This is a genomic window from Photobacterium sp. Hal280, from assembly GCF_037162255.1.
GTDB lineage: Bacteria > Pseudomonadota > Gammaproteobacteria > Enterobacterales > Vibrionaceae > Photobacterium.
Genome location: NZ_JARLUO010000005.1, coordinates 2635988 through 2648550, shown reverse-complemented (window position 1 = coordinate 2648550; position 12563 = coordinate 2635988). Strand labels below are relative to the sequence as shown.

The 12563-nt window shown below is 53.1% G+C and carries 13 protein-coding genes; 11 read left to right on the top strand and 2 right to left on the bottom strand.

What is annotated here, in order from left to right; translation table 11 throughout:
• The first annotated feature begins 11 nt into the window (after window positions 1-11).
• Together P4S53_RS21450 and P4S53_RS21445 are read left to right on the top strand one after the other, a co-directional pair.
• Window positions 12-662 (top strand): 2-oxoglutarate and iron-dependent oxygenase domain-containing protein, encoded by a 651-nt coding sequence (locus P4S53_RS21450; RefSeq protein ID WP_337114288.1) that lies wholly within the window; start codon window positions 12-14, stop codon window positions 660-662.
• Window positions 596-1012, top strand: coding sequence for a 2OG-Fe(II) oxygenase family protein (locus tag P4S53_RS21445; protein ID WP_337114287.1), 417 nt, complete (start codon window positions 596-598; stop codon window positions 1010-1012). The genes P4S53_RS21450 and P4S53_RS21445 overlap by 67 nt, the downstream gene beginning before the upstream one ends.
• A gap of 51 nt (window positions 1013-1063) precedes the next feature.
• Here P4S53_RS21445 and fldB read toward each other — a convergent pair whose 3' ends face one another.
• On the bottom strand, window positions 1064-1582 hold the full coding sequence (gene fldB, locus P4S53_RS21440; protein WP_192015546.1) for a flavodoxin FldB: 519 nt from the start codon (window positions 1580-1582) through the stop codon (window positions 1064-1066).
• Window positions 1583-1792: 210 nt separating this feature from the next.
• Here fldB and xerD point away from each other — a divergent pair, with 210 nt between their 5' ends.
• The 7 genes from xerD (at window position 1793) to P4S53_RS21405 (ending at window position 10439) form a co-directional block, all read left to right on the top strand.
• Window positions 1793-2647 (top strand): site-specific tyrosine recombinase XerD, encoded by an 855-nt coding sequence (xerD, locus tag P4S53_RS21435; RefSeq protein WP_442958701.1) that lies wholly within the window; start codon window positions 1793-1795, stop codon window positions 2645-2647.
• 198 nt (window positions 2648-2845) lie between these two features.
• Entirely contained in the window at window positions 2846-3568 is a 723-nt protein-coding gene (dsbC, locus tag P4S53_RS21430) for a bifunctional protein-disulfide isomerase/oxidoreductase DsbC (protein ID WP_337114285.1), read from the top strand.
• 189 nt (window positions 3569-3757) lie between these two features.
• Complete coding sequence (recJ, locus tag P4S53_RS21425) at window positions 3758-5485, top strand: single-stranded-DNA-specific exonuclease RecJ (protein ID WP_337114284.1); 1728 nt, start codon at window positions 3758-3760, stop codon at window positions 5483-5485.
• Between the two features lie 175 nt (window positions 5486-5660).
• A protein-coding gene (gene prfB / locus P4S53_RS21420) for a peptide chain release factor 2 (protein ID WP_337114283.1) occupies window positions 5661-6759 on the top strand; the annotation gives its coding sequence in 2 pieces (ribosomal slippage) (window positions 5661-5735 and window positions 5737-6759; 1098 coding nt in all).
• 30 nt (window positions 6760-6789) lie between these two features.
• On the top strand, window positions 6790-8292 hold the full coding sequence (lysS, locus tag P4S53_RS21415; RefSeq protein WP_337114282.1) for a lysine--tRNA ligase: 1503 nt from the start codon (window positions 6790-6792) through the stop codon (window positions 8290-8292).
• 215 nt (window positions 8293-8507) lie between these two features.
• The gene (locus P4S53_RS21410) at window positions 8508-8915 is read left to right on the top strand and encodes a hypothetical protein (protein WP_337114281.1); all 408 of its coding nucleotides are present in this window, start codon (window positions 8508-8510) and stop codon (window positions 8913-8915) included.
• Between the two features lie 195 nt (window positions 8916-9110).
• Window positions 9111-10439: a sigma-54-dependent transcriptional regulator gene (locus P4S53_RS21405; protein WP_442958700.1), complete on the top strand. Its 1329-nt coding sequence runs from the start codon at window positions 9111-9113 to the stop codon at window positions 10437-10439.
• A gap of 5 nt (window positions 10440-10444) precedes the next feature.
• Here the strand turns inward: P4S53_RS21405 and P4S53_RS21400 are convergent, their stop codons facing one another.
• On the bottom strand, window positions 10445-10870 hold the full coding sequence (locus P4S53_RS21400; protein WP_337114279.1) for a PACE efflux transporter: 426 nt from the start codon (window positions 10868-10870) through the stop codon (window positions 10445-10447).
• A gap of 101 nt (window positions 10871-10971) precedes the next feature.
• Here P4S53_RS21400 and P4S53_RS21395 point away from each other — a divergent pair, with 101 nt between their 5' ends.
• Together P4S53_RS21395 and P4S53_RS21390 are read left to right on the top strand one after the other, a co-directional pair.
• Window positions 10972-11853, top strand: coding sequence for a LysR family transcriptional regulator (locus P4S53_RS21395; RefSeq protein WP_337114278.1), 882 nt, complete (start codon window positions 10972-10974; stop codon window positions 11851-11853).
• A gap of 434 nt (window positions 11854-12287) precedes the next feature.
• Window positions 12288-12533, top strand: coding sequence for a hypothetical protein (locus P4S53_RS21390; RefSeq protein WP_337114277.1), 246 nt, complete (start codon window positions 12288-12290; stop codon window positions 12531-12533).
• The last annotated feature ends 30 nt before the right edge of the window (window positions 12534-12563 follow it).

Below are 12563 nucleotides of genomic sequence, written 5' to 3'. Positions count from 1 at the left end.
TGGAGAACAAGATGAAACCATCAGTATATGAACTGGATGAACTTAACGTGGAATCGACCCTGGGTCAGCGCGGGCTGGAATCAGATCAGGTCAGTATTCCTGTCATTGATCTCAGCGACTTTGAGAACAGACGCGAAGCCATCACGCAAGCGTTGTGGCAGGCAGCGACTGAGGTCGGTTTTTTCCAGGTCAAAAATCATGGGATCGCGCTGCGCGATATTCAGCGCGCTTTTCTGACCAGCGAGCAATTTTTCGCGCTCAGCACAGCGAAAAAGCAGGCTTACCCGCTGAAAGACGGCCTGAATGCGGGCTGGGAATTCAAAGCTCAGGTGCGGCCCTCAACAGGGACGCCGGATCAGAAAGAGTCGTACCAGATCACCTTGCCGCATATGGCAGGCTTGTGGCCTGAACCGGATGAAGTGGCCGGTTTCCAGTCTATTATGCTTGATTTTGAACGCCAGGCCTGGCGGCTGGGGATGGCGATTCTGTCCTGCTTTGCGGATAAGTTAGGGTTTGAGCGGGATTTTTTGCGCGGGTGCATCAGCCGGAGTCTGAGCATTATCAGAGTACACTGCGGTTGTTGCATTACTTGCCGATGGCGGTATTACCGCAAGGGGACAATCACTGGCGCGCCGGCGCCCACACGGATTTCGACTGCCTGACGATGGTCTTTCAGCAGGCCAATCAGGGCGGGTTGCAAGTTGCTGCCGGCAAAGATGCCCGGCAGCAGCCGCTCTGGTGTAACGTGGTGCCGCAGGCGGATATCATCACCTGCAATATCGGTGACATGCTGATGCGCTGGAGCGATGATCAGCTGAAGTCGACCCTGCACCGGGTCAGAATGCCTTATCCGCAAGAGAATCAGCACTCCCGCTACAGCCTGGCTTTCTTCTGCCAGGCCAACAAGGATGTGGTGATTCAGGGGCCGCTCGGCACATACCCGCCCATTACGGCTGCGGACTATCTGAAGCTGAGGATGAATGCGAATTTTGCGGTAAACACAGCTGGGTAAGCGCAAGCCGGCGCATCACCGCCCGTGGTCATACGGGCGGTGCACAGTCCATTACAACGAGTCGCCGTATTCGGTCAGTACCTGCTCGCACCATTGCTGGATGCGCTCATCACTGAGTTCGTACTGGCTGTCTTCATCCAGTGCCAGCCCGACAAATAAGCTCTTGTCTTCGGTCAGGGCTTTTGAGGCTTCAAAGTTGTAGCCTTGATTTGGCCAGTAGCCAACGAACTGGGCCCCGGTCGGCAGCAGCTGATCGTGCAGCATACCCATGGCGTCCAGGTACCATTCTGTGTAGCCTTCCTGATCGCCCAAGCCGAACAGGGCGACGGTTTTTCCGGTCAGCGTCAGGCCATCCAGTTGATTCCAGACCGCTTCCCAGTCTTCCTGCAGTTCACCAAAGTCCCAGGTCGAGATGCCCAGGATCAGCAGATCATACTGGTTCATCTCGCTGAGCGCCGCTTCTTTGATGTTGTGCAGCTCAACCAGCTCGCCGCCGATGCAATCACGGATTTTCTCCGCGGCCATTTCGGTATAGCAGGTGGTCGAGCCGTAAAACAGACCGATTTTCATACTGATATTTCCTGGGGTGGCAACTAATTTGCGCTGATTTTACCCTGTCAGGCGTCCGGGTGCATCCCTCAAGCGAGCGCACCTAGTTACATTGCAGGAGAAATTCAGTACTATGCTGCAATATACTGTGTTTATATCCAGATGTTTTGGGAGTGGCGCGACGTGGAAACCAATAACGATATCGCCCTGATCGAGCGCTTTTTAGATGCGATGTGGATGGAGCGGGGGCTGTCGGCCAACACCCTGTCTTCGTACCGTAATGATTTGATGAAACTGCAGCAATGGCTGGATTCACGACGTCAGTCGCTGTTGTCACTGCACTCCGGCGATCTGCAGGATTACCAGCAATGGCTGTTTGAGCAAGACTTCAAGCAAAGTTCCCGGGCCAGGATGACCTCGGCGCTGCGGCGGCTGTTTCAGTATTTTCACCGTGAAAAGCTCAGGGAAGACGATCCCAGTGCCATTTTGCACAGTCCCAGATTGCCACAGCGACTGCCGAAAGACATCAGCGAAGAGCAGGTCAGTGCCCTGCTGGGCGCGCCGGATGTCAATGATCCGCTGGAACTGCGCGATAAAGCCATGCTGGAGCTGCTGTATGCCACGGGCCTGCGGGTCACTGAGCTGGTGAGCTTGCGGATGGACAACGTCAGTCTGCGCCAGGGCGTGGTCCGGGTGACAGGTAAAGGGGACAAAGAACGCCTGGTACCTATGGGGGAAGAGGCGATGGAATGGATTGAAACCTTTCTGGTTCAGGGACGCCCGTACCTGTTGGGCGAGGTCAGTTCCGATGTCCTGTTTCCCAGCAAGCGTGCCCGCCAGATGACGCGTCAAACCTTCTGGCATCGCATTAAGCATTACGCTGTGCTGGCCGGGATTGATGCCGATACCTTGTCGCCGCACGTCATGCGCCATGCGTTTGCCACCCATTTGCTCAATTACGGCGCGGACCTCAGGGTCGTGCAAATGCTGTTAGGTCACAGTGATTTATCGACCACACAGATCTATACTCATGTGGCAACCGAACGTCTGAAGCAGTTGCATCAGGCGCACCATCCGCGAGCCTGAAACCCGCAGTGATCTTTTGTGACACTTCGCCAGTGCTTACTGGGGCAGAGATCCCAATCATCACCCTGCAGAGCCACCGGAGTATGAAATCACTTGCCTTTTGAGATTGAACTTTGAAAGATGGCCATACTCAAAGGGTCTGTATAGTATTCACAGGGACTATCCCTGAATTGCCAACGATTTGTTAAGGATGTTTTCATGCCATTTTCCCGCCGTCCCCTGCTTGTTGCACTGGCTGCGCTCACGGCTTTTTCTGCCAGTGCAGAACCTGATGTCCGTGCCATTGAAGCCACGTTGAATCCGCTGGGCCTGACTGCAGCGTCAGTGACGCCCTCACCGCTCAAGGGTATGAACGAGGTAGTGACCGAGCGCGGTATTATTTATATGTCTGATGACGGTCAGTATTTTGTTGCCGGTCATTTGTATCAGTCGGTAGACGGTGAGCCGGTTAATCTGACTGAGCAGAAAATGGCCTCAATCAACAAAGACAAACTCAAAGGCATGGAAAGCGAGATGATCGTCTATCCGGCCAAAGAGGAAAAATACGTGGTGACTGTGTTCACTGACACCAGCTGTGGCTACTGCCGTAAACTGCACAGCGAAATGCAGGCCTATAACGATGCCGGTATCACGATCCGTTATCTGGCTTTCCCGCGCGGTGGCGAACGCTCGCAGAATTTCGGCGAAATGAGTGCTATCTGGGCGTCGAAAAACCGTGCCCAGGCCATGGATGACGCCAAGAAAGGCAAGCTGGATGTTGAGCAAAGCCCGCATAATGACTCGCTGGTGATGAAACATTATCAGCTGGGGGTGGCCATGGGCGTGACAGGCACGCCGGCACTGGTGCTGGAAGACGGAACGATGCTGCCAGGCTATCAACCGGCCAGCCGCTTGCTGCAATTTCTCAACAGCCGCAGTTAATTGATTGTTTTAGCTGACGCAACAGCCCGCAGATTGAGCGGGCTGTTGCGTCTTGACGCATTCTCTCTCTTGTCAGCGCCAGCTTGTGAGCCCGGTGCTGGATTGACCCATTCGGGTACCCGCCGGCGCGGTTTTTTGATATAACACCTTCTCATTTTTCCCATCTGCCAATCGCCATTAAGTTGTCTAATGAAAATCGAAATCAAGCGTCGCCCTGAAGCGGATACCTCTGGCTTTTCCTCTGAGATCCCCCCTCTGCTGAAGCGCATTTACGCCAGCCGCGGGCTCCGTACGGACACGGATCTGGAACGAGGCGCCAAGGGGTTGCACAGCTATGACAAACTCAATGGGATTGATGCGGCCGTCGCTTTGCTGATTGAGGCACTGCGTGATCACAAGCGCATTATTGTGGTGGGCGATTTCGATGCCGATGGCGCAACCAGCTCAGCGCTCTCGGTTCTGGCGCTGCGTCAGCTCGGGTGCCGCAATGTCGATTATCTGGTGCCGAACCGGTTTGATGATGGCTATGGCCTGAGCCCGGAAGTCGCTGAACAGGCCGCTGCCCGGGGCGCGGAAATCATCATGACGGTGGATAACGGCGTGTCGTCGGTGGCCGGGGTTGCCGCTGCGAAAGAAAAAGGCATCCGGGTGCTGGTGACCGATCACCACTTACCGGGAGATGTCCTGCCAGCCGCCGATGCGATTGTGAATCCAAATCTGCACAGCTGTGATTTTCCGTCTAAAGCGCTGTGCGGGGTAGGGGTGGCTTTTTATCTGATGCTGGCATTGCGGGCGGCGCTGCGCCAGCAAAACTGGTTTGTTGAGCAGGGGATCCCTGAACCCAACTTAGCCGGGCTGCTCGATTTGGTGGCACTGGGCACAGTGGCTGACGTGGTCGCGCTGGATGGCAATAACCGGATTCTGGTACATCAGGGCCTGCAGCGCATTCGTGCCGGCCAGTGCCGGCCGGGCATTCAGGCGCTGATTGAAGTGGCGAATCGTGATCCGTCCCGGCTGGTGGCCAGCGATCTGGGGTTCGCGCTGGGCCCGCGTATCAATGCGGCGGGTCGCCTCGATGATATGTCTTTTGGCGTTGAGCTGCTGTTGTGCGAGGACATTCAGTCGGCGCGGCGCATGGCGGTCGAGTTAGATGGTCTGAACCAGACGCGAAAAGAAATTGAGCAGGGCATGAAAGAAGAGGCGCTGGCGATTTGCGAGCGTTTAACATTCAGCAAAAAAGACATGCCCTACGGGCTGGCGCTGTATCAGGCCGACTGGCATCAGGGGGTGATCGGCATTCTGGCGTCGCGGATCAAAGAGTTGTATCACCGCCCTGTGATTGCGTTTGCGGCGGCGGGCGAGGGCGAAATCAAAGGATCCTGTCGTTCGATTCCCGGTTTGCACATGCGGGATGTGCTGGATCGGATCGACACCCGCAATCCGGGCATGATCCTCAAATTTGGCGGTCACGCCATGGCTGCCGGGCTGACGCTCGCCGCTGATCAGTTTGAGGCGTTCAGCAAAGCCTTCGATCAGGCGGTGCGGGATGAGCTGGATGAGTCTGCCCTGCGCGGTATCTTGCTGACCGACGGTGAGCTTGCGGCGCAGGAAATGACGATGGACACGGCTGAGCTGATCCGCAGTGGCGGTCCCTGGGGGCAGCAGTTCCCGGAACCAAGCTTTGACGGCCGTTTCCGTTTGCTGCAACAGCGTCTGGTCGGCAGCAAGCACCTGAAAATGATGCTGGAACCGATCGATGGCGGCAGCATGATTGATGCCATCGCGTTTAATATTGATGTCCGGCGTTGGCCGGATGCGTCCGTACAACAGGTCAACCTGGTGTATCGTCTGGATATCAATGAGTTTCGAGGCAATCGTAGCGTTCAGCTGATGGTTGAGTACCTCGAAGCGGTATAATCTGTGTATCGGTGAAGCGCCTGCTTCACCGTTTTTCTTTTGTCCGAAAATCCATGCTGTCAATATTGCGTGCGATATTTTGGATAAGTTTTGTGATCCTCTGTTTATTCCTGCCGCAATTCGCTAGAATCCTCCGGTTATGTCCGTTTCGGCGAAAAGGCTAAGAAGAGTGGCAATGTTCGAAGTTAATCCTATTAAAAACCGTCTTGAGGATGTGTCTGCACGGACCGACATCCTTAGGGGGTACCTTTGACTACGATGCTAAAAAAGAGCGTCTTGAAGAAGTCAACGCAGAATTAGAGCAACCTGATGTGTGGAATGAGCCAGAGCGTGCTCAGGCATTAGGTAAAGAGCGCGCAGCGCTGGAAGCTGTGGTGGAAACCATCGACCAGCTGGATCAGGGCGTCGAAGACGTCGAAGGTCTGCTGGAGCTGGCGATCGAGGAAAACGATCAGGAAACCTTTGACGAGATTGGTCCTGAACTGGACGAACTGGTCAACAAGCTGGAACAGCTTGAATTCCGCCGTATGTTTGCCGGTGATCACGATAGCGCAGATTGTTATGTCGACCTGCAGGCCGGTTCGGGTGGCACAGAAGCCCAGGACTGGACTTCCATGATGCTGCGCATGTACCTGCGCTGGGCAGAAGCCAAGGGCTTCAAGACAGAAGTGATTGAAGTCTCTGAAGGTGATGTCGCCGGGTTGAAATCCGCCACGGTCAAAATCAGCGGTGAGTACGCTTACGGCTGGTTGCGCACTGAAACCGGCGTTCACCGTCTGGTGCGCAAGTCGCCGTTCGATTCAGGCGGCCGTCGTCATACCTCGTTTGCTTCGGCGTTCGTGTATCCGGAAGTGGATGACAATATTGCTGTTGATATTAATCCGTCTGATTTGCGGATTGATGTCTACCGTGCCTCGGGCGCGGGTGGTCAGCACGTCAACACCACGGAATCTGCGGTCCGGATTACCCACGTCCCGACCAACACTGTCGTGCAGTGTCAGAATGACCGCTCTCAGCACAAGAACAAAGATCAGGCGATGAAACAGCTGAAAGCCAAGCTGTTTGAACTGGAAATGCAAAAGCAGAACGCCGAGAAACAGGCGAATGAAGATGCGAAGTCTGATATTGGCTGGGGCAGTCAAATCCGCTCTTATGTGCTGGATGATTCCCGAATCAAAGATCTGCGTACCGGTGTCGAGAACCGCAATACCCAGGCGGTGCTGGACGGAGACCTGGACCGCTTCATCGAAGCTAGTCTGAAATCCGGTCTTTAATACCGGCCCGAACTGTTGCTAAGGTTAACCATGACTGAACAAGTACAAGACGAAAACAAACTGATTGCAGAGCGCCGCGCGAAACTGGAACACATTCGTCAGGAATGCAAAGCAAACGGCCACCCGAACGATTTCCGCCGTGACAGCCTGGCTGCTGATCTGCAGGCAAGCTTTGGTGATAAAACCAAAGAAGAGCTGGAAGAAGCCAACAACATTGTGGCGATTGCCGGTCGTATCATGGCCAAGCGAGGTCCATTCCTGGCGATCCAGGATGTTTCCGGCCGGATTCAGGCTTATGCGTCCAAAGATGTGCAAAAAGAGCTGAAGGAAAAATATTCAGGTCTCGACATTGGCGACATCATCGGTGTGAAAGGGGCGTTGCATAAGTCTGGCAAGGGTGATCTGTACGTCAACTTTGACGAGTACCAGTTGCTGACCAAAGCACTGCGTCCGTTGCCGGAAAAATTCCATGGTCTGACTGACCAGGAACAGCGTTACCGCCAGCGTTATGTGGATCTGATCGTCAACGAAGATTCACGCAATACCATGCTGATGCGCTCCAAAGTAGTGAATGCGATTCGCCAGTTCATGACCACCAAAGGGTTCATGGAAGTGGAAACGCCGATGATGCATGTGATTCCTGGCGGCGCGACGGCGCGTCCGTTTATCACCCATCACAACGCGCTCGACATTGATATGTACCTGCGTGTTGCGCCTGAGCTGTACCTCAAGCGTCTGGTGGTTGGTGGTTTCGAGCGTGTATTCGAAATCAACCGTAACTTCCGTAACGAAGGTCTGTCGCCGCGCCATAACCCAGAATTCACCATGATGGAATTCTATATGGCCTATGCCGATTACCGCGATCTGATGGATCTGACCGAAGACATGCTGAGCACGATTGCGCAGGATCTGTGCGGCACCACGGGTCTGCCATACGGCGATGAAGTGATTGAATTTAAAGGTCCGTATCCGCGTCTGAGCATGCTGGAAGCTATTAAGCAATACAACCCGGAGCATGACACCATCCAGACCCTGACTTATGAGCAGGTGCAGGATCGTGATCTGATGGTGGGTATCGCGAAATCGCTGCACATCCAGGTTGAACCGTTCTGGACCTGCGGTCAGCTGCTGGAAGAAATCTTTGGTGAAACGGCTGAGCCGAAACTGCTGCAGCCAACCTTCATCACTGAATACCCGGCTGATATTTCACCGCTGGCGCGTCGTAATGATAACAATCCTTTCATTACCGACCGCTTTGAGTTCTTCATCGGTGGCCGTGAAGTAGCCAACGGCTTCTCGGAGCTGAACGATGCCGAAGATCAGGACCAGCGCTTTAAAGCTCAGGTGGATGCCAAAGATGCCGGTGATGATGAAGCTATGTTCTACGACGCAGACTACATTACTGCGCTGGAACACGGTCTGCCACCAACGGCAGGTCAGGGAATTGGTATCGACCGCCTGGTGATGCTGTTTACCAACAGTCATACCATTCGTGACGTGATTTTGTTCCCGGCAATGCGTCCGCAGAACTAAGACACTGAGACGATGCATCTCTTTAAGCCACTTCAGTCGAAGTGGCTTTTTTATTGCCCTCCGGCAAAAAGGCATCACGAATGTGCAGAGCGTGTTGAAAGGTAAAATGTATTTCAGCGATGTTTAACATTTTTTGTTATCCGGTATAGATGAATTTATGAGTAAAGTGTCATAATTCAGGCTTTGTGGTGATGTGAACAACGTTAGGCTGATAAATGAAAAAAATGATTCTTCCTGCTTTTGGCGCTTTGGTGCTCAGTGGTTGTGCAGCCATGGCACTGACTCAACCGCCGACCGATTTTGTCGGTTCGTTGCCTGAAGCGTGGAAACAAGAATTCACTAAGTTGAATGATTTACCGCCGGAGGGAGATCGCGGCGAAGTGCGTCAGTTCCATTTTGACAGTGAGCGTTCGCTGTTAACGATTATTCGTCAGTTACGCAGTACACGGTGGAACTGGCAGATGGATGCGTCAAAAGTGAAGCCTGCCCTGGTTGATGTCGCCTGTGAGAATTTTGGTGATGCCATTGCCATGGGGCTGGGGGTGCGCTTTTGGTACACAGGCGCCGGCGGCTTTGTCAGTGAACCTGTGACGAACGAAGCCTGCATGGCAAGAAAATCCTAATCTCCCTTTTTAAAACCTTATCCTCTTGAAGAATTTCCGGAAATATCACCTGTTGTGTTTATGGCAGGTGATATTTTTGTTATCTGGCGATCCTGTCTCTTATACTTGTTGAATACTGTTTTGCATTTTTATGATCAGAACCACTGTATCAGTCTGGCTCTGAATCGTTCTGCTATCGGTGAAATGGGTGAGCGAATGGGAATGGATGCGCGCAAGGACATCTGGCATGGTGAACTGGTGTTGCTTGGGGGACACACGATCCCCTGGCTGAATGCGTTGAAACAGGCCGGATGGATTTGTCATCAATGCCACGATCTGCGGGCAGCAGAAACCTTATTGCTTGAAACCGGCCCTTGCCTGGGGGTGGTTGATCTGAGCCATGATGATTTCAGTCTTCAGGCCATTGCCAGCCTGGTCAACCGGCACAAACAGGTGCGATGGCTGGCGTTGGTCAGAGACGAACAGCTCAGTATTGAATCTGTTTGCCAGTTTATTGTCAGTTTTTGTCTTGATTATTTTACTTCGCCGATCCCTGAATCCCAGCTGCTGAAAACCTTAGGCCATCAGCGCGGCATGCTGACACTGGAACGAAAAGTCTGGCCTAAGCTGGGCCACTTTGGCCAGCAGGGGCTTCAGGGCAATACACCGGTGATGAAAAAGCTGCTGCAGCATGTCAAACGTCTGGCGGCGGCGGACATGCCGGTGTTGATTCAGGGGGAGATAGGCACAGGGAAAGAAATGGTTGCGGAAGCTATTTTTCAGGCATCAACCCGCGCGAAAGGACGGTTTGTGACGGTGAACTGCTCAAGTGTCGGCCACAACTGGACGGTGAACGGTGCCGAGTCAGAGTGCTGTTTTGATGCGGCCAGAGACGGTGTACTCTTTCTCAATGAAGTCACCTCATTACCTCAAGATCGCCAGCAAGAGCTGGTCCAGTGGCTGCAGGACGGGCGCTTTACCAAGGTAAATGGTTCTGAGGTCAGTGCCGAACCCAGACTGATCGCTGCGACACATTATCCGCTCGATGATCTGGTCAGTGAAGGGCGGCTGAGCAAAGCGCTTTTCTACCGGCTGAATGTGCTGAGCCTGACGGTCCCGCCTCTGCGCGAGCGCGGAGATGACTTACTGATGCTGGCCGATGCATTGTTACTCAAGTATGCCCGTCAGTATAACTGCGGAGTGAAAGCCTTTTCGGACAATGCCAGACAGTCCATCGTTACTTATAACTGGCCTGGCAATGTCCAGGAGCTGATTGGGCGAGTCAAACGGGCGGTGCTGCTGACGGAGCAGAAGAATATTGAGGCGGATCATCTTGAGCTGCCAAGGCAGGCCGATGATAAGCAGAGCCTGAAAAAAATCCGGGAAGAGTCGGAACGCAGCGCTTTGTTAAGTGTGCTGGAGAATAACCGGGGGCAGATTTCAGCGGCGGCACGCGAGCTTGGCGTCTCCCGCGCCACTATGTACCGGTTGCTCAACAAACATGACCTGATCCCGCCACCGCGGGATCTGGGTCAGAATTCCTAACTACATCAGGCTGTTTGTGTTTCAGGCAGTGGAAACACTTTGTCGTACGCCAGATTATAGACATAGGCATAGACCAAATAAAATACGACCAGACCCAGGTCCATGATCAGGGCTTGCCAGAGACCGATGTCCAACCACCATGCCAGCATCGGCAGGGTGATCACCAGCAGGCTCATTTCGAAGCCCAGGGCATGGATGATCCGGTGACGGGTCTGCTTCTGCAGCTTGCCGCAGTATTTCAGCATGGCATGATCAAACCACAGGTTGTAGGCGTAATTCCAGAATGTCGCAATGACAGAAAAAATAACGCCCAAAACACCAATTTTTGCCATATCAAACCCAAACATCTGGCTCAGCACCAGTGTGATCAGAATCAGCGCAATGGCTTCAAAACCAATGGCATGACGAATTCTGTCTCTTTGTGTACGCATTTTAGTTACCTCTGAACAATGAATCAGCTTGAGGACTATCCTAATGCTATTATCGATAGATAAAAGTTAGTTGTTATCTGTTTTATAGATAGGTTTTTGGTATGCAATTTTCACTGGAGCAGCTCAGAGCGTTTGTCTGTGCAGCAGAAACCGGTTCATTTTCCGCAGCAGCACGTCAGTTGGGCAAGGCACAATCAGTGGTCAGTACCGCGGTTGCGAATCTGGAACTGGACTTCGATCTGGCACTGTTTGATCGCAGCGGTAAAAAACCGCGGTTGACGCCAGCGGGCGAAGCCTTGCTGATCAAAGCCAGACGGGTGCTGGCACAGTGCGGTGAACTGCAAGTGGCTGCGGACAGTTTTCAGCAGGGGGTGGAGCCCAAGTTGACTCTGGTGGTGGAATCCATGGCGATGATCCCGGCACTAGCCGACACCTTGCAGCAGTTTGAAGCCAGTTTTCCAATCGTTGAGGTAGAAATTCTGACTGTCGGGATGGGTGATGTCGTGAAATTGCTCAATGAAGGCCGGGCACAACTGGCACTGATGGTGCAGCTGTCTCTCCTGCATCCTGAGATTACGGTTCATGGTCTGGGACAGGTCGACGTCTGGTGTGTGGCGGCCAGCAGTCATCCGCTGGCAGCACTGAAAACCGTGGATTGGCCGGATCTCAGACAATACCGGCAGGTATTACTGACCGGGCGTTATGGTCAGGATAGTGAGGAATGGCGGGTGTCTGATGCGATCTGGCGAACTGAGCATATTCTGTCGGCCCTGGAACTGGTTCAGCGAGGTCTCGGCTGGACAGTCTTGCCGGCAGACATGGTCAGGGACAAAGTGCTGGCCGGACATGTTGTCAGACTGGAACCTGCCTTTGAAGCACAGGCATGGAAGCAACCGATTGATCTGGCATGGAGCAGCCAGCATGCTTTGGGTCCGGCGGGCAGGGCGCTGCTGACGATGATGAAAACCATGAAACTGTCCTGACAGCAACAGTCTGGCTGAATGCTACCTGTACTGTGAAAGAGGAATAAGCTGGTATTTTAAGCTAAATAAAGAAATCTATCTGGCTTGGCCTGTTGTCTTGTGCATTCAGCGGAGCATTTCCCTTTTTATCATGTAATGGAAAATAACTTCTTGTTTTTGATGCACTATCAGGCAAAAATAACACCCATATCACATCTTTATATCTTATAACCAGGAGGAACACACAATGAGCACATTCAATACTAAATGTCTGCGTCCTGCTGGTGTTAAGGATCACACTTCCCATCAGCACTAAGATCATCGATCTTAGATACTTTTTACAGTAATACACTCTGTAAATGGGCCGCGGATACGTCTGTCGCGGCTAGTATGTTGTCAGCCTGAAAACGGTCGTATCTGCGTCCCTCCATTTTATTACCCTGGAGAGCACACTCATGCGCCAATCAGTCTATTTACGTTTTGCTGTTTTACTTATCCGTCTTGATTTACACCGTGAAGAAGAAGCATGGCGTCGCGAACACCGACGTATGCAGGTTCATCTGCCACATTTAACGCCGCATATTCTCAAAGATATGGGTATCGACAAAGATTTGCGGGTAGATTCCGCCCTGGTCGGCCTGCGAGTCAGCCGTAAAACACGTCATCTGAGGCGAGCGTTGAGGTGGCGAAGTCTCACGTAATCTCTGGCCTTACTCTGCGGAGTAAGGTCG

Coding starts and splice junctions, on each gene's coding strand:
- P4S53_RS21400 (WP_337114279.1), bottom strand. CDS start 10,870: ATGCGTACACAAAGAGACAGAATTCGTCATGCCATTGGTTTTGAAGCC.
- P4S53_RS21390 (WP_337114277.1), top strand. CDS start 12,288: ATGCGCCAATCAGTCTATTTACGTTTTGCTGTTTTACTTATCCGTCTT.
- fldB (WP_192015546.1), bottom strand. CDS start 1,582: ATGAAAATCGGTCTGTTTTACGGCTCGACCACCTGCTATACCGAAATG.
- dsbC (WP_337114285.1), top strand. CDS start 2,846: ATGCCATTTTCCCGCCGTCCCCTGCTTGTTGCACTGGCTGCGCTCACG.
- P4S53_RS21445 (WP_337114287.1), top strand. CDS start 596: ATGGCGGTATTACCGCAAGGGGACAATCACTGGCGCGCCGGCGCCCAC.
- P4S53_RS21405 (WP_442958700.1), top strand. CDS start 9,111: ATGGGAATGGATGCGCGCAAGGACATCTGGCATGGTGAACTGGTGTTG.
- xerD (WP_442958701.1), top strand. CDS start 1,793: ATGTGGATGGAGCGGGGGCTGTCGGCCAACACCCTGTCTTCGTACCGT.
- recJ (WP_337114284.1), top strand. CDS start 3,758: ATGAAAATCGAAATCAAGCGTCGCCCTGAAGCGGATACCTCTGGCTTT.
- P4S53_RS21410 (WP_337114281.1), top strand. CDS start 8,508: ATGAAAAAAATGATTCTTCCTGCTTTTGGCGCTTTGGTGCTCAGTGGT.
- lysS (WP_337114282.1), top strand. CDS start 6,790: ATGACTGAACAAGTACAAGACGAAAACAAACTGATTGCAGAGCGCCGC.
- P4S53_RS21450 (WP_337114288.1), top strand. CDS start 12: ATGAAACCATCAGTATATGAACTGGATGAACTTAACGTGGAATCGACC.
- P4S53_RS21395 (WP_337114278.1), top strand. CDS start 10,972: ATGCAATTTTCACTGGAGCAGCTCAGAGCGTTTGTCTGTGCAGCAGAA.